At 70.6% G+C, this 22,198-nt stretch carries 33 protein-coding genes; 9 read left to right on the top strand and 24 right to left on the bottom strand.

Annotation, left to right across the window (positions count from 1 at the left end; translation table 11 throughout):
• Window positions 1-17: 17 nt before the first annotated feature.
• From ACIDOF_RS34910 to ACIDOF_RS34870, 9 genes are all read right to left on the bottom strand, one after another.
• A complete protein-coding gene (locus tag ACIDOF_RS34910; protein WP_409010249.1) occupies window positions 18-425 on the bottom strand; it encodes a hypothetical protein in 408 nt (135 codons plus the stop codon).
• Window positions 422-685, bottom strand: coding sequence for a hypothetical protein (locus ACIDOF_RS34905; RefSeq protein WP_409010248.1), 264 nt, complete (start codon window positions 683-685; stop codon window positions 422-424). The genes ACIDOF_RS34910 and ACIDOF_RS34905 overlap by 4 nt, the downstream gene beginning before the upstream one ends.
• The gene (locus ACIDOF_RS34900; RefSeq protein WP_409010247.1) at window positions 682-1,200 is read right to left on the bottom strand and encodes a hypothetical protein; all 519 of its coding nucleotides are present in this window, start codon (window positions 1,198-1,200) and stop codon (window positions 682-684) included. The genes ACIDOF_RS34905 and ACIDOF_RS34900 overlap by 4 nt, the downstream gene beginning before the upstream one ends.
• A complete protein-coding gene (locus ACIDOF_RS34895; protein ID WP_409010246.1) occupies window positions 1,197-1,457 on the bottom strand; it encodes a hypothetical protein in 261 nt (86 codons plus the stop codon). Before ACIDOF_RS34895 ends, ACIDOF_RS34900 begins: the two co-directional genes overlap by 4 nt.
• Before the next feature lie 19 nt (window positions 1,458-1,476).
• On the bottom strand, window positions 1,477-1,902 hold the full coding sequence (locus tag ACIDOF_RS34890) for a hypothetical protein (RefSeq protein ID WP_409010245.1): 426 nt from the start codon (window positions 1,900-1,902) through the stop codon (window positions 1,477-1,479).
• A 74-nt stretch (window positions 1,903-1,976) separates the two neighbouring features.
• Window positions 1,977-2,312 carry a hypothetical protein gene (locus tag ACIDOF_RS34885; protein ID WP_409010244.1) on the bottom strand — a complete coding sequence of 112 codons (336 nt, stop codon included), beginning with the start codon at window positions 2,310-2,312 and terminating at the stop codon, window positions 1,977-1,979.
• 177 nt (window positions 2,313-2,489) lie between these two features.
• Window positions 2,490-2,720 carry a hypothetical protein gene (locus tag ACIDOF_RS34880; RefSeq protein ID WP_409010243.1) on the bottom strand — a complete coding sequence of 77 codons (231 nt, stop codon included), beginning with the start codon at window positions 2,718-2,720 and terminating at the stop codon, window positions 2,490-2,492.
• Between the two features lie 136 nt (window positions 2,721-2,856).
• Window positions 2,857-3,408: a hypothetical protein gene (locus tag ACIDOF_RS34875; RefSeq protein WP_409010242.1), complete on the bottom strand. Its 552-nt coding sequence runs from the start codon at window positions 3,406-3,408 to the stop codon at window positions 2,857-2,859.
• A 204-nt stretch (window positions 3,409-3,612) separates the two neighbouring features.
• On the bottom strand, window positions 3,613-3,873 hold the full coding sequence (locus ACIDOF_RS34870; RefSeq protein ID WP_409010241.1) for a hypothetical protein: 261 nt from the start codon (window positions 3,871-3,873) through the stop codon (window positions 3,613-3,615).
• Between the two features lie 767 nt (window positions 3,874-4,640).
• Here ACIDOF_RS34870 and ACIDOF_RS34865 point away from each other — a divergent pair.
• Together ACIDOF_RS34865 and ACIDOF_RS34860 are read left to right on the top strand one after the other, a co-directional pair.
• Window positions 4,641-5,468: a hypothetical protein gene (locus ACIDOF_RS34865; protein ID WP_409010240.1), complete on the top strand. Its 828-nt coding sequence runs from the start codon at window positions 4,641-4,643 to the stop codon at window positions 5,466-5,468.
• Between the two features lie 65 nt (window positions 5,469-5,533).
• The gene (locus tag ACIDOF_RS34860; protein ID WP_409010239.1) at window positions 5,534-6,421 is read left to right on the top strand and encodes a hypothetical protein; all 888 of its coding nucleotides are present in this window, start codon (window positions 5,534-5,536) and stop codon (window positions 6,419-6,421) included.
• Between the two features lie 81 nt (window positions 6,422-6,502).
• Here the strand turns inward: ACIDOF_RS34860 and ACIDOF_RS34855 are convergent, their stop codons facing one another.
• From ACIDOF_RS34855 to ACIDOF_RS34795, 13 genes are all read right to left on the bottom strand, one after another.
• Window positions 6,503-6,637, bottom strand: a complete 135-nt coding sequence (locus ACIDOF_RS34855; RefSeq protein ID WP_409010238.1) for a hypothetical protein — start codon at window positions 6,635-6,637, stop codon at window positions 6,503-6,505.
• An 11-nt stretch (window positions 6,638-6,648) separates the two neighbouring features.
• Window positions 6,649-6,807 (bottom strand): hypothetical protein, encoded by a 159-nt coding sequence (locus tag ACIDOF_RS34850; protein ID WP_409010237.1) that lies wholly within the window; start codon window positions 6,805-6,807, stop codon window positions 6,649-6,651.
• 126 nt (window positions 6,808-6,933) lie between these two features.
• The gene (locus ACIDOF_RS34845) at window positions 6,934-7,728 is read right to left on the bottom strand and encodes a DciA family protein (RefSeq protein WP_409010236.1); all 795 of its coding nucleotides are present in this window, start codon (window positions 7,726-7,728) and stop codon (window positions 6,934-6,936) included.
• Window positions 7,725-8,819: a cell wall protein gene (locus tag ACIDOF_RS34840; RefSeq protein ID WP_409010235.1), complete on the bottom strand. Its 1,095-nt coding sequence runs from the start codon at window positions 8,817-8,819 to the stop codon at window positions 7,725-7,727. The genes ACIDOF_RS34845 and ACIDOF_RS34840 overlap by 4 nt, the downstream gene beginning before the upstream one ends.
• Window positions 8,820-9,246: 427 nt before the next feature.
• Entirely contained in the window at window positions 9,247-9,420 is a 174-nt protein-coding gene (locus tag ACIDOF_RS34835) for a hypothetical protein (protein ID WP_409010234.1), read from the bottom strand.
• Window positions 9,421-9,840: 420 nt separating this feature from the next.
• Entirely contained in the window at window positions 9,841-10,260 is a 420-nt protein-coding gene (locus ACIDOF_RS34830) for a hypothetical protein (RefSeq protein WP_409010233.1), read from the bottom strand.
• A complete protein-coding gene (locus ACIDOF_RS34825; protein ID WP_409010232.1) occupies window positions 10,257-11,033 on the bottom strand; it encodes a WhiB family transcriptional regulator in 777 nt (258 codons plus the stop codon). The genes ACIDOF_RS34830 and ACIDOF_RS34825 overlap by 4 nt, the downstream gene beginning before the upstream one ends.
• Window positions 11,030-11,272 carry a hypothetical protein gene (locus ACIDOF_RS34820; RefSeq protein ID WP_409010231.1) on the bottom strand — a complete coding sequence of 81 codons (243 nt, stop codon included), beginning with the start codon at window positions 11,270-11,272 and terminating at the stop codon, window positions 11,030-11,032. The genes ACIDOF_RS34825 and ACIDOF_RS34820 overlap by 4 nt, the downstream gene beginning before the upstream one ends.
• A gap of 27 nt (window positions 11,273-11,299) precedes the next feature.
• A complete protein-coding gene (locus ACIDOF_RS34815; protein WP_409010230.1) occupies window positions 11,300-11,557 on the bottom strand; it encodes a hypothetical protein in 258 nt (85 codons plus the stop codon).
• A 106-nt stretch (window positions 11,558-11,663) separates the two neighbouring features.
• Window positions 11,664-13,445 carry a DNA cytosine methyltransferase gene (locus tag ACIDOF_RS34810; RefSeq protein WP_409010229.1) on the bottom strand — a complete coding sequence of 594 codons (1,782 nt, stop codon included), beginning with the start codon at window positions 13,443-13,445 and terminating at the stop codon, window positions 11,664-11,666.
• On the bottom strand, window positions 13,445-14,371 hold the full coding sequence (locus tag ACIDOF_RS34805) for a hypothetical protein (protein WP_409010228.1): 927 nt from the start codon (window positions 14,369-14,371) through the stop codon (window positions 13,445-13,447). The genes ACIDOF_RS34810 and ACIDOF_RS34805 overlap by 1 nt, the downstream gene beginning before the upstream one ends.
• Complete coding sequence (locus ACIDOF_RS34800; RefSeq protein ID WP_409010227.1) at window positions 14,371-15,330, bottom strand: ATP-binding protein; 960 nt, start codon at window positions 15,328-15,330, stop codon at window positions 14,371-14,373. The genes ACIDOF_RS34805 and ACIDOF_RS34800 overlap by 1 nt, the downstream gene beginning before the upstream one ends.
• Before the next feature lie 70 nt (window positions 15,331-15,400).
• Entirely contained in the window at window positions 15,401-15,883 is a 483-nt protein-coding gene (locus ACIDOF_RS34795; RefSeq protein WP_409010226.1) for a hypothetical protein, read from the bottom strand.
• A gap of 227 nt (window positions 15,884-16,110) precedes the next feature.
• Here ACIDOF_RS34795 and ACIDOF_RS34790 point away from each other — a divergent pair, with 227 nt between their 5' ends.
• The 7 genes from ACIDOF_RS34790 (at window position 16,111) to ACIDOF_RS34760 (ending at window position 19,616) form a co-directional block, all read left to right on the top strand.
• Window positions 16,111-16,509, top strand: a complete 399-nt coding sequence (locus ACIDOF_RS34790; protein WP_409010225.1) for a WYL domain-containing protein — start codon at window positions 16,111-16,113, stop codon at window positions 16,507-16,509.
• 10 nt (window positions 16,510-16,519) lie between these two features.
• Window positions 16,520-17,218: a PP2C family protein-serine/threonine phosphatase gene (locus ACIDOF_RS34785; protein WP_409010224.1), complete on the top strand. Its 699-nt coding sequence runs from the start codon at window positions 16,520-16,522 to the stop codon at window positions 17,216-17,218.
• Between the two features lie 129 nt (window positions 17,219-17,347).
• Window positions 17,348-17,542, top strand: coding sequence for a DUF6011 domain-containing protein (locus ACIDOF_RS34780; RefSeq protein WP_409010223.1), 195 nt, complete (start codon window positions 17,348-17,350; stop codon window positions 17,540-17,542).
• 12 nt (window positions 17,543-17,554) lie between these two features.
• On the top strand, window positions 17,555-17,698 hold the full coding sequence (locus tag ACIDOF_RS34775) for a hypothetical protein (RefSeq protein WP_409010222.1): 144 nt from the start codon (window positions 17,555-17,557) through the stop codon (window positions 17,696-17,698).
• Complete coding sequence (locus tag ACIDOF_RS34770) at window positions 17,683-17,988, top strand: hypothetical protein (RefSeq protein ID WP_409010221.1); 306 nt, start codon at window positions 17,683-17,685, stop codon at window positions 17,986-17,988. The genes ACIDOF_RS34775 and ACIDOF_RS34770 overlap by 16 nt, the downstream gene beginning before the upstream one ends.
• Before the next feature lie 270 nt (window positions 17,989-18,258).
• Window positions 18,259-19,128: a tyrosine recombinase XerC gene (gene xerC / locus ACIDOF_RS34765; protein ID WP_409010220.1), complete on the top strand. Its 870-nt coding sequence runs from the start codon at window positions 18,259-18,261 to the stop codon at window positions 19,126-19,128.
• Window positions 19,129-19,172: 44 nt separating this feature from the next.
• Entirely contained in the window at window positions 19,173-19,616 is a 444-nt protein-coding gene (locus ACIDOF_RS34760) for a hypothetical protein (RefSeq protein ID WP_409010219.1), read from the top strand.
• A gap of 55 nt (window positions 19,617-19,671) precedes the next feature.
• Here ACIDOF_RS34760 and ACIDOF_RS34755 read toward each other — a convergent pair whose 3' ends face one another.
• Entirely contained in the window at window positions 19,672-20,136 is a 465-nt protein-coding gene (locus tag ACIDOF_RS34755) for a hypothetical protein (protein WP_409010218.1), read from the bottom strand.
• Between the two features lie 198 nt (window positions 20,137-20,334).
• Entirely contained in the window at window positions 20,335-22,134 is a 1,800-nt protein-coding gene (locus ACIDOF_RS34750) for a hypothetical protein (RefSeq protein WP_409010217.1), read from the bottom strand.
• Between the last annotated feature and the right edge of the window lie 64 nt (window positions 22,135-22,198).

The raw sequence follows: 22,198 nt of genomic DNA, 5'->3' as shown, positions 1-22,198 counted from the left end.
GACGTAGTCGGAGTTCGTCATCGGCGGGTCTTCGCCTCGGCGACGTGGGTGTCCATGAGCTGCTGGGCCCGGGTGAGGTCGTCGCGGCGGAGTGCGGCGCGGAGGTTGAAGCCGAGGGCTCGGAGGTGTTCGAGTTCGCCGGGGTACATCTCGTTGTCGGGCTTCTGGTAGTCGGCGATCTCTTCGAGCTGGCCGATGGCGTCGTTCCAGCCGGTGCCGTACCAGACGGGTCCGGTCAGGGCAGTGCAGGTGACAGGCATGGCGCGGAGCCGGTCGATTGCCTTCTGGAGGACTTCGGTGCGGTAGGCGTCGAGCGCGTCCTGCACTTCGCCCGGGGACCAGACGGTCATGCTTCCGCGGTCGGTGCGGACCATTGCCGTGAGGCGGTCGCGGGCGCTCATCGGCGGCCGACGGTCGGCGCTCACCGGGTGGTCTTCGTCCGGTTGAGCTTGGTGAGGGCGGCGATGTGCTCGGTCCAGCCGGGGTAGTCCGCGTCGTGGGAGCAGGCCTCGGGGTGGTCGACGGCGAGGCGCTCCCAGGCATGGTCGGTGGGGTCGCCGAGGTGGCGGGCTTCGGCGGCGGTGCCTTCGGCGAGGCGCTTCTGGGCATTCAGGCGCTCGATGTGCGTCTCGACGTCGGTGAGGGGGACGTCGAGGTCGGCGATCACGCGGGGCTCGGTCGTCATCGGGACTCACCCGCCTCGGTGTCGTAGTCGGCGACGGCCCAGCGCTTCGCGTCGCGGTCCCAGACGACGGACGCCGTCTCGTGGTCGGTGATGGTGCCGTCGAGGTCGATGCCGATGGCGCCAGCGGAGTTGAGGGCGTCGGCGAGCGTCTGCCAGCGGGACCGATCGGTGCGGAGAGAGTCCTGCTCGGCAGATGCTGCCTCCCGCAGCGCCTCGGCGCGGGTGGGGCGAGCGGCCAGCTCGGCGCGGAGACGCTTCACCTCGGCGAGGAGTTCGGGTACGGAGCGACGGGCGCTGCACACGAACTGGACGTCGGCTTCTGTGGCCCAGTCGGCAACCAGCAGGACCTGCGCGTAGGTCTGTCCCTGCTCGGTCTCGCGCTCGACGTACACGAGGGCGCGGCCGTCCTGGTCTTCGCTCACGAGCCACGGGCCGGGCGTGACCTCGTCGTAGCGTCGGTTGCGGATCTCCGTGAGGCGCTCGTCGGTGAGCGGGGTACAGGTCTCGGTGTTCATCGGGCCATCTCCGTTGCGGTGTAGGCGAGTTCGATCTCCAGCGGAGTCACCACGTCGTGGGTGAGCTGGGCCTCGATGACGACGTCCATGTAGCCCTCGGCGTACGGGAGGGTGGCGTGGTCGACGGCGGCGGCGCCGAGGGCCTTGAGCTCGTCGAGGGTGCGGGTGCGCGTGTCGTCGTAGGCGTCAGCGCGGCCGAGGAAGTAGTCGGGGTTCTCGGAGGCGTTGCGGGCCGGGGGCGGGGTCATGGTGGTCATGGCGGTGTCCGTTCGTGGGTTAGGCGGCGGCGCGCTGGGCGGGGACGTAGTCGAGGGCGTCGGCGGTCGCGGCGGCGCGCAGGAGGTTCCCGACGACGTCGTTGTGGCGGGCCGGGGGCTGGCCGAGCGCGGCGTACGAGGCGAGGTGCGTGACGTGCTCGATGTGGTCCGGGGTGCCGTCAGTGTCCGGGGGCAGGGTGGGGAGGACGGCGGAGAGCCAGCGGATCGCGTCCATGGCCGGCTCGTTGTAGGCGAGGAGGAGCAGGGCGGCCTCGTCGTCGTGCTGGAGGGACCAGGGGGTGCGGCCGGTGGTGGCGCGGTAGATCGCGGCGACGGGGTCGAGGTGTCCGTCGGGGCTGGCGAAGTGGGGGCCGTCGTGGCCGCCGCGGGCGCTGTAGATCTCGGCGGCGAGCTGGAGGATCGTGCCGGTGCTGCTGATGCTCATGTGGGTCTCCCCTGCGGGTTGTTCGCCCGGCCGCGCAGTGCGGGCGTCATGCGCGGCCGGGCGGGCCTTGGGTGTCAGGCGGTTTCGCGGTGGTGGTCGGCGCAGGTGGGGCACTGGATGCGGCCGAGGTTGTAGCCGTCGCTCTGCTCGATGACGTGGGCGTCGGGGTCGGCCGGGTTGAAGATGACGCCGCAGTAGCAGGAGCAGGCGCAGCGGCGGATCTCGGCGCCGTACGGGATGTGGAGTCCGGCGATCGCGGCGGCGGCGAGCATGAGGGCGGGGAATCCGTCTCCGGGCCCGGCGGTGTCGGCGCGCTCCATGACGTCGTCGAACCGGTCCTGGGCGGCTTCGTCCATGGCGTTGTAGTCGGCGGTGCCGCTGTGGATTTGGGCGTGCGTCATCACGGCCATGGCGTGGCTCCGATCACAACTGGGGGTTCACCGCTGCCTGTTGGGCTTGGTGCGGTGTCGATGTGACCACCGTACGCCTCAAGGTGTGGCAATGCAACACCTTTGCAGGGTTGGGCATGAGAAAGCCCCGAGCCCGCCGCTGGGGGCTCGGGGCTCGGGGCTTCCCGGGGGTGGCGTCTACTCGCCGAAAACGCGATCGCGGTGCAGCTCGAGGATCTCGCTGTCCGAGTACCAGGTCTCCCCCGCGCTGCGTACGCCGAGGAGGCCGGCGCGCTTGATCCAGCGGCGCAGCGTGGACTCGCTGACCGGGTGCCCGGTCTCGGCGAACAGCGCCACCGACTCCTTGATCGTCACCGGGTCGGAGATCGGGCCGACGGCGACGCTCGGGGTGAGTGCGGCTATGGCCATGGAGCGGCCTCCCATGATCGACGGCAAGCAGTTCGCAGCTGACCGCAGCCGATAACGGGTCCGGACCCTAGCGGTCCGGTTGAGGGGGAATGGTGTTCAGTTGTGGGTCTTGCCAGATAGACACGCCACGCGGGCCTCAGGTTGCACGCCGGACTCGTACTTCCTGGGCCTCGATGTGCTCGTGCGCGAGGTGGGCGAGCGTCCAGGCGCTCACTCCCCCGTCGGCGGCGCGGCACCGCTGGTTGCGGCACACCGCGCGCTGCATGGCCTGCCGCCAGTGCAGGCCGACCGTGCCGCAGCCGGGGCAGCGGTGGCGCCGTACGACGGTGGTGTCGCCGAGGCGGATCGCGTGCTCGAGCTGCTGCCGGTAGATCAGGGTGTCGCGGCGGCGCCGTACGGTCTCGTCGGCGTGCGCGGTGTGGCTGCGGCACCACTCGTAGACGGCGGCGGCCTCGGCGGGCAGCGGGCCGGCCTCGGGCGCCGCGGCCCGGGTGTGCTGCTCGACCTCGGCGACGGACGCGCGGATGTGGTCGACGACGGTGAGGTTCAGCGGCGTGCCCGGTGTCGCCGCGGTGGCGCGGCGGGTGCCGGTGCGGCCGGTGACGGGGTACTGGGTGAAGTGCTGGGCGAGCAGCCGGAGTTGAGAGGCTGCCTGTGATGCCGGATCTGGTTCCACTTCGGTGCCCATAGACGTTCCCCGATCGCCTGCCGGCCGAGGGTGCACGGTTGTGGTCGGCACGCGCACCGGGGCCGGAAATCTGTCACTCCGGGTGATCCCGGACGCCCCATCATGGCACCGAAGTGACCCTAGTTGAACAGAATGTGGTAAATGATCAGGCGCGTTTGGTGACCGAATCCCGGCCAAACGGTAAGAACCCCCGGCATATTCACCTCATGATTTTTCGGCGAGCTCTCCGGCCCGCCGCGCCCCCTCAAGTAGCCCGGTCAGCTGGAGGCGTTGGGCGGCGTCGATCAGGCCCTGGGCGTGCGCGCCGTCCATCACGGTCATCGCGATGTGCATGGCGACGGTGTGCGCGGTCGCGGTCCGCGGGTCGGCGAGGGTCAGGTGCTCGGCGGCGTAGGCGAGTTCGAGTTGCTCGGCGAGGTCGTGGAGCGCCTGCTCGTCGCCGGCGCCGGGCGGTGGTGTGGGCATGGTGGCGAGTCCCCCGCTGCTGGTGTCCCGCTGCACCGCCGACGGTCGCGGCGTGAGAGGGATGATCTTGGCGTCTTGCGCGCCTGATGTCCGGGACCCGTGGTCAGCGGGTCGGACGGGTTCTGCGGACATGGGGCGTCTCCGCTCCTCCGGCAGATGGTTCACGGGAAGGGCCCCAGGTGTCGCTCTCGCCCGGGGTGTTGGGCTGCAGGGTGTCTGCCAGTACACCCTGCGGGATGCCACTGTCGCAGCCTGCCGCGCGCCGGGGTAGGTCTGACGAGGATTCCTGACCACATCTTGTACCAACGACGTCCTGCGCTCGTCGCAGCTCGTACGGCGTGCACGGGGCGCAGGAGGGGCGTGTTCGGCGCGGCCGGGCGGGGTGGGCATGCCCGTCTGATGACGGTGATTGTAGGCCGCGGCGGCGTCATCCGGGAGGTGCGCTCCGGGCGAGGGAGGGGCGTCGGGGCTGCGAGGTGTCCGGATACCCGGCGTCCCTCCTCCGCGAGGGGCTGGCGGGGAGCCCTGCGGTTCTCCAGCGTCCGTACGGCCAGGGCGAGTTGGGGAGAGGGCAGCTGTGCCCTTCACTCGTCCGTGGGATCCCTTCCATCGGACGACCACGATCGCGTGTGGACCAGGTGCGGTTCTCGGCCAATGCGCCTCGGTAGGCTCAGCGGGTCGACCGCAGATGTCGGTGCCCCGCCCTGGTGGTGGGGCGGGGCACCACGCGGACCGTCACCAACCATCCGCTGATGAAGGAAAGATCCATGACGGCATCCATCCCCGAGCCTAGCGGCCCACCTCGGTCTGAAGCACTCGCCCATCCCAACGAAGCGAAGGTATACGTCGTCGGCGCATTGAAAGGCGGGACCGGCAAGACCCGCCTGGCCATGCTCATGGCGCTCATCTTGGCTGTGGTGTTCGGCCGGCGCGTGGTGTTCTTCGACGCTGACTCGGCTTCGCAGACGTCTTCGAACTGGCCTCTTAAGGCCGCCCAGCGGAAGTTCACCTGGCCCTTCGAAGTGATCCGGCACCCCTTCGAGACCCTCGACGAGGAGATCGACAAGGTCCGGGCGCGCGGCGACGTCGATTACGTCATCGTGGACGTCGGTGGTGGGAACGTGGCCGCGTTCCTCGCAGCTGTCCGGCGAGCCCACAAGCTGCTGGTACCGCTGTGCCCCGACGAGGGCGACCTTGAGCAGGCGCCGAAGACGCGGGAGGCCGCGTTCATGGCCGCCGCGCGCAACACTGTCGGCGGCTGCCTCATGTACTACGTGCTCTCTCGCTGCGAGAACAGCAACGACAAGACCGACGCTCGCGCTCAACTCCTCAACGAGACGCACAACGGCCCCGACGGTGCCTACCCGCTGCTCGACACTGACATCCCGATGCTGGTGGCGTACAAGCGGGCCTTCGGGCGCATTCCCCAGCTGAAGAGCATGTCGACGGACCCCGACTGCCCGCGGTGGAAGGACCTCGTGGGCTTCCTGCCGATGCTCCTCGAGATGGAGATCCTGACCAAGGACGAGGTCCTTGGTGCCGGCCTCATGACCAAGCGTGAGGTGGAGGCTTTGGAGAAGCGGGCGGTCATCTGATGGGGAAGGGTCAAGCCATCGGGGCCCAGGGGCAAGGGCCAGAGCAGGGACAGCGTGGCGGCGGCATGCTGCCGCCGACCGGCAGTGGTCCCCTCGAAGTCACCCCTGAGTGGATGCTGGAACAGCAGCGTGCCAACGCCGAATCCGCGGCACCGGCAGCCCCTGCCCCGGAGAGCCCGGTTCCCACTCAGCAGGGCGCATCTAGCGGCTCAGAGGTCGCGCCACTGCCTGCCCCCGTTCAGGAGGAGGGCAGGGAGATCGTCCGCGTCCGGGAGGTCACTGGCTATCTCGAGATGCCAGCCTTCATCGAGCCAGAGAGCGCGGACCCCGCGGAGCGCCTGGAGGCATACACGCAGGGGATCTTCGCGGTTCAGTACGCGGCCCGGGCAAACGAGGAGCGCATCAAGCAGCAGAAGCTCATCGGGCTGGGCCTCCGGCTGAAGGGCATCAAGAAGGAGGAGCTCCACAAGCACGCTGGGCTCGACACCTTCGGTGATCTGACCGAGAAGCGGTTCGGCATCAAGAAGCACCAGGCGAACAACATCCTGCGTGTGCTCGATGTGGCCATCGCCTTGGAGGACATCACGACGCAGGAGCTGCAGGAGCGTCCGCTCCGCGTCCTCGTCCCCATCCTGAAGAACCACGGCCGAGAGGCTGTTCGGGAGACGTGGATTGAGGCCAGCCGCCACGGCAACGTGACGGAGACGTCGTTGCGTGCGGCAGCGAACTTCCTCGGGTACGCGCCGCCGAAGGAGGCCGACGCTCAGCCCGAGCCGCGCCCGTCGCAGTCGGAGGAGCCAGAGGAACCTGCTCCTCTCATCGATTCCGCCCGGGTCGTGGAGGGGATCCGTGTGCTCGCCGCGAAGGAGCCGGCGCGTGCCCGGCTTGAGGTGCAGCGGTGGAAGAAGGCCATAGAGAAGCTGGAGGCCGAGCTCCCAGAGGTTCGCGACTAGGCGGCGCACGGAAGGTGGTGACCATTGGTCACCACCTTCGGGTCAGGTTGACGACAAGGTGGTGACCAATGGTCACCACCTTCAGTCGTCTTCGGGCTCGTCGTCCGTGTCCCGGGCGTACGGCTGGCCGTCCGCGTACTGGGCTTCTCGGAACAGCCCCTGATGCGGGACGGTCGGACGCTCGGCTGGTGCGCTGATGGGCGGGGTGACGGGCATCGGGTTCTCCTTCAAGCTGCGGTCTCGTACGTACGGCCGCGGACGAGGTGCATGCGGGCGTGGTCGTCGAGCCAGGCTCGTTCGTCGGCCTCCTGGGCGCGGTGCCAGGCGGCGCGCTCCTCGGAGGACAGGGCGCGCGGGTCGTCGTCGAGTTGGTAGGCAGGATGCACGGGCGGCTCCGTCCGCTTGGTGTCGCGGTCGAGGATCACGGTCCTACATGTCGCTCGTTCTGTTGCCCCGGGCACGGGGGCTCCGCGTTTCACGGCCGTAAAACGGGCCCGGGCGGCGGCGGTCGGTCAGGCCACGTCGAAGGCGCGGCGGGGCAGTGCGCCGGCGCCTTCTCGCCGTTTCTGCTGCAGGGCGGCGCGGCGTACTTCCTCGCTTCGGTCGGCGGGCTGCTGCTTCGAGGCGAGTCGATCGGCTTCCCACAGGGCGTCCCGGAACGCGTCGTCGGGCTCCCGCTTCTCGCGGAGCAGTTCGGTCTGCCGGCTGATCGCTTCGACGACGGCCGACGCGACCTTGCTCTTGGGGCGCGGCGAGATTGCGTCGCGGGCGGCCTTGTAGCCGTCGCAGGCCGTTTCCCGCGTACGGACCGGCGCCCGGTTCGCGGTCGGCTCGGGGTGCTCCTTCTCTGTCGCGGCGGACCGCGTGGGCGCCGCGGTAGGAGCGAGGACTCGGAGGCCGCGCACGGCAGTCAGGCCGGTCTTCTCGCGGATGCGCTTGACAACCTGGGCCTGCAGCAGCCGCAGTTGTGTCGCGTACGCGGGCGAGGTGGGGCGCAGGTGCAGGAGGCCGGTCTCGGTGTCGAAGCGCACGGCGGCGACGTGCTGGGCGAGTTCGGGCGCGATCGTGGGCCACTGCTCGACGAGGCCGCCGCCGGCCGTCGGTACGTCCATGCCGTGCTCGGTCATCATCCGCTCGATGGCACCGCCAAGGACGATCGGGTCGCGGCCGCTCTGGCTACGGCGCGCGCTGGCCTTCGTGGTGCGCTTCTTGGTGGGCGCGGGCTTGGACTTCGCGGCGGCGCGCGCGGCGGCGAGGGCGGCGCGCGCCATGTCGACGCCGGACGGCTCCAGGGTCTGGTCGGTCATGCGGGGCTCCCCAGGAACGCGGCCATGGCGGCGGCTGCGGCCTGCTCGTCGTCGGTCTGGTGGGGCATGAGGTCGTCGAGGCCGTTCGCCCGCTGGTTGGCGGAGTAGGCGGCCATGCCCCGGCGGAGTCCGTCGAGGACGTCGGCGACGAGCGAGGGGGCCGATGCGGTCCACGGGCCCTGGGCGCAGTGTTCGAGCTCGAACTGGGCGGCTACGGCGGCGGCTTGCTCGTCGTTGGCCTGGCGGCGGGCCAGCTCGGCACGGAGGTACGCCGCAGGGGAGGCCGGGCGCCAGGACATGCACATCGAGGTGAGCTCGGCGACGATCACGTCGGTGGTGAGGCCGCGGTCGATGAGCGGGCGCAGCGCGTGCCCCAGCTGGCGCAGGCCGGCCTTCTGGACCCAGGGCACCAGCGGGCGCACCTGCCGGGCGATCTGAATGTCCCGGGCGACCTGGAGGGGGCTGCGGCCGGTGGAGCCCTTCTTGCTGCTGCGCTTGTTGGTCGTGGGGGAGGGGGAGTTGGCGGAACGGCTCGGGCCCCGGCCCGAGGTGTAGTTACTACCACCCACTACCTGCACCTGACCCTCTCCCTCAACCAAGGCTAGGGAAGGGGGCTCACGGGTCTCCGAACCCGGGTTATCCACAGGCTTCCGCTGGTCGACGATGATCCGCGCCTCGTAGCCGGAGCCCACGATCGTGTGGCCCATGGCGTGGTCGTACGCGGCGGGGATGGTCGCGGCGTAGACGGTCGCGGTGCCCGCGTAGCCGCCGAGGCCGAGGGCGCGCCGGATGTTGGTGCGGGTGCCGTGCACGACCCAGGCGAGCGCGCCGAGTTCTCGGAGCACCTTCACGTGCCGCTTCACGGTCGCGGTCGACACGCCGAGCCGGGCGGCGGTCTCGTCGAGGCAGTAGCGGACGTGTCCGAGGTCGTAGTCCATGCGCGCGGCGAGGTCCTCGGCGACGCGGAGCGTGGTGGCGTTCGCGCGGGGGTGGAGGCCGGCTGCGATCAGCCACACCACTGCGCGACGCCACCGACGCGGGCCGCTGCGGCGCGACTTGGTGGCGTGCACCTCCTGGCAGACGCCGCGCACGAGGACGGCCTGTCCCGCACTGTAATCGCCTACCTGTTCGATTTCGACATCGGGGGCGTGCGTGTCACGAGGGGAATGCGTGTCGTCAACGTCGTCCGCGAGGGGGGAGATTCGGGATGAATCGCCCGTCCGGGCATGCGGAAGCTGACAACAAGGGGTTGCGTGCTGCACTATGTACCTGCCTTCGCCAGTTGTTTGAGGGCACAAAAAAGCCCCGCTTCGGCGGTGCTGGTTCCGGAAGAACATGTTAGATCGCCCGCTCGCCGGTGCCACCCGGAAGAGAGGGCCTTAGCTCGAAGCGCCAACTTCGGGCCGTTGCAAGTGGCCGTGGAACGGTGAGCCAACACCGAACAAGCGGCCAGCGGTTGAGGGTGTGTGCTCCCGGCCAAGGGGCACCCAGTGACCTCCCGCTCAGAAGGTCGTTACGTCATCGCTGATCTCCCTTAACGGGTGAGGTCTGTCCCTGCGCCTGTTCGGCGAGGTAGCTCAGGTGGGCGTCCACGGCCTTCATGGCCTGGTCGACATCCCGCTCGGTGGAGTCGAACCGACTGTGTCCGTGGATGAGCCCGCCGAGGGTCTCCCGCAGCTCTTCGCGGGTCATCGGCACGTCGCTACCGGGCAAGGCGGCGGCGCCGCCCTGCGCGCTCATGCGACGGTCGGGGTAGGGGTGACAGGGGCCGTGCTCGACGCCGAGGTGGTGATCCTCACGGCGGAGACTGCAGTCCCACTGTCTGACATCCCGGAGATCCGGGTACTCTCATGCATGTCGGTACCTCACGTCGGTGTGCCGACAAGGGTCGGCGTCTTCTTCTCGCAGAGAGGGCCCGGCCACTGCCCCCGCTCCCAGGTCATCCGGCAAGAGCCTGGGAATCCAGCGGGGGCATTGCCTTGCCCTCGTGCCCCATTCGGCGCACCCGTATCTGAGTGGTCGTCTGGCGCATAGCGCAGCCTACCGGTTGACCCCGGCAAAGGGGCCAGCCCTCCCCGAACGTGTCGTCGTGTCTGCTTGACCCGCCCCACGTCAGTGCTCCCGCCCGTCCGACGCGTCGTCAGCAGGGTGCGTATGCAGCGCCGTTGCCAGGGCTCGCCCGACCATCCCCGCCATCGCGACGTGCCCGGCCTCCGCCAACTCGCCCTGCAGACGCGCGAGCTGGTCGCGGTGGAAGTACGGCCGGCCCGCGAGTCCACGGGTCTGCCAACCCACGGCGAACGCCCGATCCCAGATCTCCTGCACCAGCACCGGATCGGCGTCGGGGAACAGGTCGTTCGGCAGTTTCCGGGGCGTGCCCGCGGCGACGAGCTGGCCGGCCACGATCAGCCCGCGCAGATACTCGGCAGTCATCGTGGCCCGCCCGCCGAGCACCAGGTCGGTCCGTACGGTCGCGTCGGCGTCCTCGGCGGCCGGGACGGTGTCGGCGGAGGGGGAGTGGGCGGTGGTCATGCTGCGGCCTCCAGGCGCTCGGCGCGGTCGGTGACGGGGAACAGGGCGAGTTGGGCAGCGGCCCCGCCCCGCGGGCGCGGCACACGCACCTTCCGAGCGGTCGCGGGCACGGTCTGCTGCTGCGGGGTCGCCGCGGGTCGGGGGATCGCGGGCACCGAACCGTCGTCGGCGACCACGTCCAGGCCCTCGAGGAGCCCGCGCTCGGCCGCCGCCGCCAGCAGCGCCCCGCGCGTCGCCGTCTTCGGCAGGTTCAGCAGCCGTACGAGGCGGGCGCGCTGCCAGTTCGCCGTCCGCACGTCCATCCCCGCCGCCGCAGCCACCTCGGCCGGGTCGGTGTGCGCGGCGAGCGCCCGCAGCACGGCCCGCTTCTGCCGGGTCTGCAGCTGCTCGTCCGGCGCCGGCCCGACCAGCTGGTGCCGCGTCGCGACGAGCTGCTTGTGCCGCTCCAGCGCGGTCTGCCCGCCGCGCACCGAGTACGGCTCCGCCAACTTCCCGTCGGCGGTCACCGAGTTCGCGTACGCCCGGCACACCTCGAGGACCGGGCATGCGGCGCACACGCGCTTCGCTGTCGCCTCCCGCGCGGCCCGCACCTTCTGCGGCTCCCCGCCGTCCAGGTCCGGCTCCTCCCACGCCGTCACCGGCACCGACAGGTCCCCGGCCGCCCGGGTCGGGTCGTCGGCGTCCGGCGCGCAGCTCCGGTACCGGTAGTGCCGATGCTCGACCAGCAGACGGTTCGCCTCGCGCGGCGAGATGGTGGTGGTGTTCGGGCTCATGTCAGGCCCCCTTTCTGCGAGTTCTGGCAATTCGGATCGCACGGCGCACCGGCGGGCGGACGGCGCAGCCGGTGCAGCTCGGCCACGTGGGCGCGGTGCACGACCTGGTCGAGGAGCCGGTGGCCGGCGCGCTCCGCGGTCAACGCCCGCTCCAGGCGACGCTGGTGGCGGCGCAGCACCTCGACGACCGCGACGGCGGCGAGGACCGCGCACACGGCACGGACAGACGGTCGGGGCACGGTCCTCACCTCCTTCGGGGTTCGGGGTCAGCTGGTGTGGGGGCGGGTGGGGGTGTCGTACAGCGGGGCCAGGCGGTCGCGTTCGGCCCGCACGATCGCCTCGGCCGCCGCCACGGCCTGCCGGGCCCGCAGCTCGGCGGCGGCCTGCTGGAGTCGCGCGATCGCGTACGGGTTCGGCTCCGGTACGTGGAAGCGCTGGCGGAGCCGGTCGAGCCCGGCGTAGACGAGCGCGCCGGAGAGCAGCAGCGGCGCGGCGAGGGCCGTGAGCACCTCGGGTGTGGCCATGGCGAACCTCGATTCAGACAAGGGGGTATCCCGGGCTGGCGGTTCAGAGGGGTGGGGCCTGGTGGGGTGGACGAGGGGCGGGGCGCTGTTGGCCCCGCCAGAGGGACTAGGCAGCGATGGTCAGGTCGTTGCAGTCCTGCGGCGAGTGGATGACGGCCCGCAGCCGCAGCCCGATCCACTCACCGACCTGCGGGGAGACAGCGTTCCCGAAGCCGTCGACCTGGTCGCGGGCCGACCCCCAGACGATGAAAGTGCCCTTGCGGGGCCCGAAGTCGACGTCGAAGCCGCAGCCGACGCCGATCTCGTGCTCCTTCATCATCCGGTAGTAGCAGTCCTCCAGCCGCAGGTCGCCGAGCGCGGCATGCCACTGCGCAGCAAGGAGCGCGGTGGTGTCACGGGTGGTGAGCGTGCCCAGCGGATCGGTCAGCGGGTGCGGCGCTGTCTCCGTACCGGTGCTGCCGTTCTGCTTGTACCAGGAGGCGAACAGCATCTGCTGGGACGCCGCGAGACCAGCCAGGCCCGGCTTGCCGCCGTGCGGCCACTGCACCGCATCCAGCTTCCCGCCGGTGGCAGTGCCGGTGACGGACAGGACACCCGGGATCTGCTCGGCGGTGAACGTCGGCATCGCCTCCTGCAGCAGGGTGGGCACCGTGTTGTTCCGGTACGGCACCACCCCGGCCGACACCACACCGAACGTCTCCGAACCGAGCTGCGTGGGCAGCGGCTCGCCCGCACCGCGCGGCGCACCCTGGTAGTTGTCGACCGCGAGCAGCAGCGCCGTCTCCTGCTGGCTGGTCTGCGTCGACATCAACTGCCACGGGTGTCGCTCCGACCCGTGCACGCCCTTCGCCGGCATCAGAACCGCCGGGAAGTCCCCGAACCGCTCAAGGCACCGCTGCGCGCGGGCCATCGTCGACGCCGCGAAGGGGCCCTTGAACACCTCGCCGGTCTTCTTGTTCGTGAACGTCTTGATTGGGCGGTCACCGATTCGGGTCCCGAGATCGGTCAGGTCGAGCGCGGCCAGGGACGGCGTCATCGGCGGCACGACCTCACGTCGGCACGACGGGCACCGGTAGTCGTACTGCTTGCCGTACTCCACGATCCCGGACGCCGGGATGCCAGTACGCCACGTCCAGACCGCCTCGACGTCCGTGTCGCAGCCGTGGCAGCGCGAGACCGGCCGGTGCTCCAGGTCCGGCATCGGCAGCGACTTGTCCACGAACACCCAGTAGCCCCGGTTCCGTGACTGCGGCACCCCGAAGAACTGCGAGTTCAGGAACAGCACCACGTGGTTGTAGTCCAGCAGCTCGAACTGTTGCAGCCACCACCGGTACGTCGACCCATCGCCGTACGTCTTGCCCGGCACCGCCTTGCCCCACGACTGCAACCCCGTGGTGCACTCCACCAGGATCATCTTCGGCCGGTGCTTCTGCGCGTAGTGCAGCACGCAGTTCGCTGTGGCCCGGTCCCGCTCCGACTTGGTGACCCGCGCCTCGTAGTCCGGATCGTGCATCCCGAACAGGGTCAGCCCGTGCTCGTACGCCTTCGTGGTATTCGCCTGCGAGTGGTTCACGCAACTGACGCCGGCCACGAGGAGATCGGCTGCCGGAAGCTCCCGCACCGAGTGGTAGTCGGACGAATCGGGGTCCACCAGGTCCGCGATCCAGTGCTCGGCGTGCGGGTGGTTCGCCTCATGGACCTCGACCTTGTACGGCTTGTGGTTCGCGGCCATGATCGTGGTGAACCCGGCGTCCTCAATCCCCTTGGTCAGCCCTCCGAACCCGGAGAACAGATCGAGGGCGGTCGGGTCGTCGTGCCGGAACCGGCGCCGCCGCAGGGCTGGCCGGTGCGTGGCCGTACGAGGCAGCTTCTTCGACGGACGGGCCATCAGGCGGCGCTCCTCTCAGGGGCGGTGGGGTGCGGCATCTGCTTCGGTCGGCGGGTGCGCTGCGTGCGCGCCACCGCCGCCGGGGTCTCGCCGCGCAGCTCGGCGACGATGTTCCGCACGCTCGACTGGGACATGTCGAGACGTTGCGCGATGGCCTGCTCGGACAGGCCGAACTGGATCAGGTGCGCGATCTCCTCGCGGCGTATCGCGCCCAGCTCGTTCTTCGACCGCCGCCCTGTACCGGGCGACTCGGTCCAGGGCTCGGATGCCGGGTCGTCGATCGTGTCGTCGTCCCACGCACCCACCGGAGCCCAGCCGTGGCTACGGGCGTGGTTCCGGGCCCGCCGGTAGGCCTGCTCGGTAACGCCGTGCTCGCGCGGGTCGGCCCGCCACAGCTCGTCGTACAGCTTCCGCACCGCACGCTCGGTGGCCGCGAGGACCTGCTCGGAGCGCAGGCTCTTGCCGAAGTTCCCGGCCTGCACGCCCAGACGGGCGGCGAGTTGGGCCTGCGGCCACCCGGCGGCGACGAGCGCCCGCAGGCGGCGGCTTGTGCCGGTCGCGTCGACCAGGACCGCGCCGCCGAGCCGCTCGCCCACGGGGCGGACGGCGAGGAGCCTGGTGGCCGTCTCCGGGCGGACCCGCTTGGACGGCTCCATGCCCCGGTGCGCGGCACCGTAGAGCAGCTTCTCCACGGTGCCGCGGCCGACGCCGGCCAGGTCGGCGATGCGCTTCCATCCGAGTCCGTACTCCATGAGCATGCGGACGTGGGCGCGGGCCGGGCGGGCGTCGACGTAGGGCTGCCAACGCCCGTACGCCTGCTGCCGGTACCGGTGGTTCTCCGCCTGCCGGTTCGCCGTCCGGCAGGGCTCGCAGCGGCAGCGGTCGGCCACGTACTTGGCGCGGGTGCCGTGCTCGCGGGCGGCCATCAGGCGGCGCTCCCCTCGGTGCTGGCGGCGGCGCGGCGCATCTGCTTGCCGCGCTCCTGGATGTGCTCGCCGAGCGTTGTCGGCTTCCCCTCGTCGTCCAGCAGGGGCGCGCCCTCCAGTCGGCGGGCGCGGACCTTCCGCATCAGCGCGCCGAGGTCGTCGAACGTCGCGTCCGCCCGCTTCGCCTCCGAGATCAGGTCCTCGACCGGCTCGACGGCGGTGCCGTCCTCCAGCCACTCGCGGATCTGCTGCCCGAACTCGATGCCCGGCTGCTTCACGACCGCGCCGGTCAGCACCCGCGCACGGGACTTCGTGACGATCAGGGTGTTCTCAAAGTCGAGCGAGCCGACGATGTCGAACTCGTACTCCAAGCCCTCGCGCTGCTCCGGCTTCAATCCGACCTTGCGCGGAACCTGGCGGCCCCGGTCGTTGGTTTCCAGGACGTAGTCGGTCTTCGTACGCATCGTCACGACCACGTGCCCCGGGAAGGCCACGAGCGCGTCGACCATGCGGCGCTCCATCGGCCGGGCCTCCTTCCACCCGCCGAAGGAGTTCCCGCCGAAGCCCTTCTTCGCGGCGTGGTCGACCTGCTCGAGCATGCCGCCGCTGCCGGACCAGAAGTGCGACAGCGAGTCGACGACCACGACCTCGTACCCGGCGGCCCCGGCGGCGGCGAGCGCCTCCACCAGGTCGTCCGGGGAGAAGTACGCCAACTCCAGGACGTCGAAGGCGAACTCGTTGGCGTACTTCCGGGCCGAGCCGCGCTCGGTGTCGATGACCGCGATCCGCGTACCGAGCGCGGAGGCGATCGTCAGCGCGGTGAACGTCTTGCCCGAACCCGACGGCCCGTCCAGGGCGACACGCGCCTTGGACTGCTCCTTCGTGGCCGGGGCGAACTGGAAACGGGTGTGCGAGGTCGGGCCGCCCGCGTTCGCGGCAGCCTGAATGCCCTGAGGCATGGGTGTCTCCTATGGGGTTGTCACGCGGAGTGCGGGGCGGCGCAGTAGGGGCCGGCGTCCCGCACCCCGGTCAGTCGTCGGTGACGCCCAGCTCCTCGCGGAGCCAGGAAAGAACGGTGTGCGAGAGGGTGATCCGGCGGCCCGCTTCCTTCGTCAGGTCGGGGAGCATCGCCTCGACCTGCTGGCGCGGTTCGGTCTCGACCCACACGTTGAGGGTGACGCGCTTGACGCCACCGGCCTTCAGGGAGCCGCGGGGGGCCCGGACGGGAACCGGCGGGGCCCACTCTCCTGCGGCCACTTTCCGGAGCCCGTCGGACGCCACGGTGCCGAGCGTCGTGTCCTTGGCTTCAGCGGCCTTCCGCAGCTTGTCGCGGAGCGGCTCGGGGATGTTCAGGGCCAGGTTATCGGTGCTGCCGCCCTCCGTGCCCTGAGCGGACCGAAGCAGGGTCCAGCCGCCCGGCTCGAGGATCGCTTCGATCGCGGAGGCGTCGTGGCCGCCGGCCTTGAGCTGCGCGGCGTTCTTCTGCAGGCGGGCGCGGATGTCGCTGGCCACGGTGCGGGGTCCTTTCGGCGGGCGCCGCCGGGACCGGTTCAGGTTGGGCGGGCGCGAGCGGGGGTGGGCCACGCCAGTGTCCTCCATATCGTGTGGTGATGCCACACCTTGACGGTGTGGGGCGGGGGCCTCCCCGCTGGTTCCCAGCGTACGCCTTAAGGTGTTGTGATGCAACATGTTAAACGGTAGTGTGGACCCCACACCAACAACCAAGCGGGGGACCCCACATGAAGCGCACCCACCAGCAGCCGACCACCCGGACCCTCGCCGACCTCTACCGCGCCATCGACCGCCGCACCGTCGTCACCATCACCTACCGCGACGAACACGGCGACGAGACCGTCCGCTCGATCGAGCCGTACGACATCCGCACCACCCGCTCCGGCCGCATCCAGGTCCGCGCCATGTGCCGACTCCGCGCCGAGGCCCGCGACTTCTACCTCGACCGCATCACCGCCTACACCCTCCATCGCACCGCCTTCGTCCTCGACCGGCCGGAGGCAACCACGGCCGCCGGGCACGTCATCGTGGCCCGCAGCGCCCAGCAGCTCATCGCCCGCGAACTCGGCCGCGACTACCTCCCCGCCCGCCGCATCACCCGCGACCAGACCGACCTCGCCGCCTGAGGAGCCCACCATGCGCACCTACGCCACCGCCCAACTCCTCGGCACCCGCACCCATCAGTGCGACGCCACCGCCGTCTGCACCGCCCCGGACGGCGCCCGCGCGTACGTCCTCCTCGACGGCATCGGCTCCAACGACACGGTCCGCGCCTGGACCCGCGCCGCAGCGAAGCGGCTCGCCCGCACCGCCGCCCACTGCGGCGACGCCGAGTCCGCCCTGCGGGCCCTGCACGCCCGCTACGCCGCCGAACCCGAACGCCAGCGGCCGTGGGCGGTCGGCCCCGACGCGTGCGCCGTCGTTGTCGTCACCGTCCCCGGCAAGCAGCTCGCCACGGTCGCCTGGTGCGGCGACTCCCGCGCCTACCTCCTCACCGACGACGGCCTGGTCCGTCTCACCGACGACCACAACCTCCGCCGCGTGAACGGTGGCAACCGCAACCAGATCACGTCGTGCCTCGGCTCGACGTACACCGACGAGGTGCTGCTCGCGGACTGCGGCCACCCGGCCGTCGAGGCCGCGACCCTGCCCGCGAGCGGCCGTCTTCTCCTCGCGAGCGACGGCGCGTACGAACCGCTCGAGGACTCGTGCCGGAACCTGGCCGCCTACCTCGGCGGCGACCCGCGCACCGCCGCCCGCCACTTCGTGCAGTCCGCGATCGACCACGCGGGCCCGCACGTCGACAACGCCACCGTCCTCGTCGCCGACCTGTAGGCGCCCCGTCACGGCGAAAGGCCACCGCCCGCAACGGGTGGTGGCCTTGAAGGTCATAGTGATTGCGCAAGCGCAGCGTATCCGAACCGAGCGTCACCACGCCAGAGTTGATTCAGGATCAGGGCCGAGATGACCGACGACCAGCAGGAATCCCTCCCCGCGCCCGCGCCCGTACGGCCGGGCCGGGTGTGGTGCCGCCGCTGCGGCCGCCCGCTGCACGATCCCGTCTCCCGGGCCCGCCGCTACGGCGCCGAGTGCGACCCGCAGACCCGCGCCGGCCACGACCGGCGCGACGCCGACCAAGACCCGATACCCGGACTGTAGGAGAGGAGCAGCATGGACCGCGTGCGTGACTGGAGTTGGGTCAGGCACTGGAGCGACCTCCTGCAGCATGACGAGGTCTGGTGCAACGCCCAGGGCGAGATCCTGCGCCTGGACGACATGGACGCCGACTCTGCGGCCGCGTGTACGCCTTCGTGATGCGTCAGGCAGAGGACGTCTATGACCTGATCGGCAGGCAGGCCGCCGCCGCACCGACCGACATGAGCGAGTCGGCAACCATCGCCTTCGACCGAGCCTTTGACGACTTCCTCGATGCGGGCGATGACCCCAAGGCGTGGCTGGCGCAGGCTCCCCTGCTCGTCGCTCTCAAGCACCGCTCCGAGGGACTGCCCGCGCGGCCGGCCACGTGCCATTGCGGGTATCCGTTCGAGGACGACGAGGAGCAGTGGGACCACAGCTCCTGCTATCCCGGCATCGTCGTCGACTGACCGGCTGGGGACACGCGCGGGGAACGCGGTCCAGCGGTACGGCGGCGCCCGTCGTAGCGTGCACGTCAGCGTCGTACGGATCCCCGGGCCGCCCCCGCATCACCCACCACCAGCAGCTTTACAAAACTTCGGCCCACCACTTCCTAACCCGCACACGCGCGGCCAACGCCCCGCACTGCCCCACGCACAGAACCACAGAGCAGTCTGGGGCTGAGGCGCTCCGAAGTTTTGTAAAGTCAAGATCGTGGAAGTGCGGGCACAATACGAGGCATGGAACCCGCTGATCTGCTTGACGACTGGCTCAACACCTCGGCCCTGCGCCCCTCCACCCGCGCCGAATACCGCCGCGAGATCGGCTTCTTCCTCACCTGGTGCACCCGCCAGAACCCGCCGCTGGACGCCCTCACCGCACGCCCCAAGGACATCGCCGCCTGGGCCGCCGAATGGCACCTCGCCCCCTACCTCAACGGGCGCACCTTCGACGGGCCCGACGCACTCGCCGCCCTCGCCCAGCAGCACCCCGAAGCCGCCCGCAGCCACGACCGCCGCATCAGCGCCCTCACCCAGTTCTACGAGGCCGCCCGCGGCCACATCACACTCCCGCCGAACCTCACCGCGCTCCGCTCCGGCGTAGGCCGCCCGGCCGGCGCGAAGAACAAGCTCGACCGGATGGAACGCGCCGTCCTCTTCTCCGTCATCGGCTCCTGGGGTGCCGCGCACTCCCGCCACTGGCAGCGCGACCAGCTCATCGTCTTCCTGCTCCTCGAGGGCCTGCGCCCCGCCGAAGTCGTCCGCGTCAACCGCGAGCACCTCTACCCCCAGCCCGACGGCACCTGGGAAGTCCGCGCACCCGACCAACACGAGAACGTCGGCCGCAAGTTCACCCTCGAACCCCTCACCGGCGCCGCGCTGAAGGCCTACCTCGACGTGCGGCCCGAGCCGGCCGACCCCGGCGAGACCGCGCTGCTCCTCAACGACCGCCGCCAACCCCTGCAGTCCCGCTTCCCGAACCTCCTCGTCGGCCAGATGACCGCCACCCACCCCCTGCTCGCCGACCGCCATCCCCCGGTCACCGCCGACACCATCGCCCACACCGGGTTCTGGGACACCCCCGACCCGGTGCCCGGTCCGGTCGACTAACGTCCCTGCTGAACGCCCCTCAACCGCGCAGGAGAGTACGAGCAGTGGCCAAGCCCATGGCACCCGACGACATCCTGCGCGCCTGCGGCTACCTCGAGGCCATGTGGCGCGAGGACCAGGCCGCCATGGACACCCTCCTGCAGCACCGTCCCGGCGAGACGCCCACCGCGACCCTGCTGACCGACCTCGGCGAGAACATCCTCCAGGTCCTCCTGCCCGGCCAGTTCGGCATCACCGACGACATGAGCGCCGGCGAACTCGCCGCCGCCGAAGAGGAGTTCTTCGCCGACCCGACCGTCCGGGTCTCCGGCGTCCTCCTCGGCACCCTCAAAGCGTTCGCCGACGGCGCCACCCCCGCCCAGACCGAGATCATCGGACGCGCCGTCATCAGCTTCCTCGTCGCGCTCAGCGACACCACCGAGGACGACGTCCTGCCCCTGCTCGCCACCGTCCGCCGCGGCGCCCTCGAGCAGTACGGCACCACCTGAGCCTGCGCCGGGCGACGGACGGTGCTTAGCCCTGCCCCGGTTCATACGAGGACGCCTACCGGTGCCGACGTCCTTGCGTGGACTGCGACGCCTCGACCCAGCTCTCCCAGGTGTGCTGCGCGAGCCAGGCGTTGAGCTCGAACACGTTGGTCACCCCTGCGGGGACGCCGTCGTTCCGCTCTCCGTGCGGTGCAGAGCGCAGCCGCATCAGCACCTCGGCAACCTCACCTGGCGCCCGGTGAACCAGGGTCTCCGGAAGCAGCCCGAAGGTCTGCTTCGTCGCGATCTCGCACAGCGCCTGGCAGAGCCCCTCTGCCAGTTCCTTGTCGGTGGGCTCCGGTACGGGTGGGCGTGCACGCCAGAAGAACGGTTCCTTGCCGGCCGCTGCACGGATCACCGCGGCGGCCGAGCCGTGCACCGTGTGGTCGATGGCGTGGGGGGTCGCAAGCGAGGCGTACATGCGAGTGCCGTGGTGCACGCACCCGAGCGCGAAGCCGCCGCTGCCGTCACCGATCTTCACCGCGTCAGCAGGCCCGTCGCAGTCCGACTGGTCCCCTACATTCGCCGCATCGCATGGCATACAGCCACCTTCCCGGACCCAGCACGGCGCAGATAGGGACGTCGTGAAATGACCGCACGGTCAGGCAGTCTGCTCGTTTACGGTCATCGCGGGGCCTGAACCGGCCCACACGGCGTCCGGTTCAGGCCCCGCGGCGGGTCAGCGGTGGCGCCAGTACCGGTGGGTGGCCTGCACGTCCGCGTCGATGACCTCGCGCAGCATCTCCCGGTCGTCTTCCGGAAGGTACCCGCCGTGGTGGACCACACTGAGCCTGTAGGGCTCCGCCAGATGGGGATCGGCGGCGGCGAGCACGCTGGACAGCAGCGGTTCTCCGTCCTGGGCCGCGCCGTCCACGAGGAGCAGCATCTGGCGGCGGTCCGCGGCGCACATCCGGGGCAAGGCGGAGCCCAGCTGGTCGCGGAGCTGGTCCCAGGTGACGGTGCGCTGTTCCCGAGCGGTCCGTTTTAGCGCTCCGCGTACGGCGCTCGCCGCCGACTTGAGCCTCTCCGCCGGCAGGGCCTCCGGCTCACGACGAGGTGAGCGGGCGGGCTCCTTCATCGGCCGCCGCCCGGGCGAGCCGGGCTGCGCCGGAAGCTCGTTGGCGCGGACCAGCGACCGCGCCACCCGCCGCTCGCTCTTGGTCAACAAGCCTGGAGCACGCACCAGCGCCTCCCGCAGCCGTTCGGCCTTCGCCGCGCGTGCGCGCGCGGACATGCGACTGCTCTTGTGGAGCAGGACCTGCATAGTCGTGCGCGCCCGATCCGCTGCCAGCTCCTGCTCCTGCTGCGCCCGCCGCTTGGAGTCCCGCGCCGGCGCCGTCACCGGTGTCTTGGCCGCACGGGTCCGCGTACTAGGGCGGGCCCGCGGGGCGATCACAGGCACCCGCACCGGCGCTTTGGCTTCCACCGGGTGATCCCGCTGCCGCAGCAACGCCCGCGCGGCCTGCAGTATCCGCTGTTCGGCCTCACTGGCGCCCAGCCGGGTCAGCGCCTCCGCCTGAGAGAGTATGGAGCGCACATCCCACACGCGCTGCTCGCGCACCGCCTGCTCCAACTTCCCGAAGATTTCCTGCTGGTAGCCCGTGTGTCCGTCCAGCCAGGTGCGGGCCTCGGAGAGGGCATCCTCCGCGTCGGCGCGCGCCGCCTCGTTCACATCGGCGAGGACGTCGTCAGCGCCGGCGACGAGACGGCGCACCATCTCCACGGACCCGGAGCGCTGTGCCCGCTCCAGGGCATCCACCAGAACCTTGATCTTCTCCGGCACTCGTGGGGCAGCCGCGGGGGGCGGTAACACCGGGGACTGCATGGCCTGTTGGGCGGCCTCGGTCACCAGGCCGTCCTCGTCCCAGCCGCAGTCGGCGAGTGGTACCCACTGGGTGGGGTGGGCAAGGCGCTCGGTGCCGATCCATACTCGTCGGCCATCCCCGTCCGAATCGACGCGCACCCGATACACATACGGGCACCGCGACCAGGTCCCTGGATCGACCACCACGTCCTCACCCAGGATCGGGGACGTCCCGTCCCACACCGGCCGGACCTGCCCGTCCAGGTGCACCCGCAGTAGACGCCCGTCTTCGAATTCCATGTCGACCAGGGATCCGATCGGGTCGGGGTAAAGGAAGCGGGCTGCCCGGCCATGGCTGGCCAGAGACTTCTCCATGGCCGCCTTCAGATACAGGTGGTCCGCGCTTCTCTCCCCGATACCCCGGCGCCCGCACCGCTCCCGCTCACCGCTGGGCGCCGGCTTGTGCTGGAAGTGGCAGACCCGCCCATCGGTGTAGAGCTTGTCGTACAGCTGCGCGCCGCAGCCGCCCAACAACAGCCCGCACCAGTACGTGTCACCGTCGTGCACCTTCCGGAAGGCGAGATGCTCGATGGCTGTCAGGGGTAGCAGCACCGGCACATCGGAATGCTCATTGCCGATCACTGCCGTCCGTACCAGCCGCCGGTCCTCCGTCATGCCGCCCCCGATCAGTCGTTCAGGACACCCTCAACGTTCCACCACGACGCTCCGGGAAATCCAG

Origin of the sequence: Streptomyces sp. Da 82-17 (genome assembly GCF_046098215.1) — a bacterium.
Lineage (GTDB): Bacteria > Actinomycetota > Actinomycetes > Streptomycetales > Streptomycetaceae > Streptomyces.
This window is presented reverse-complemented; position numbering and strand designations above follow the sequence as displayed.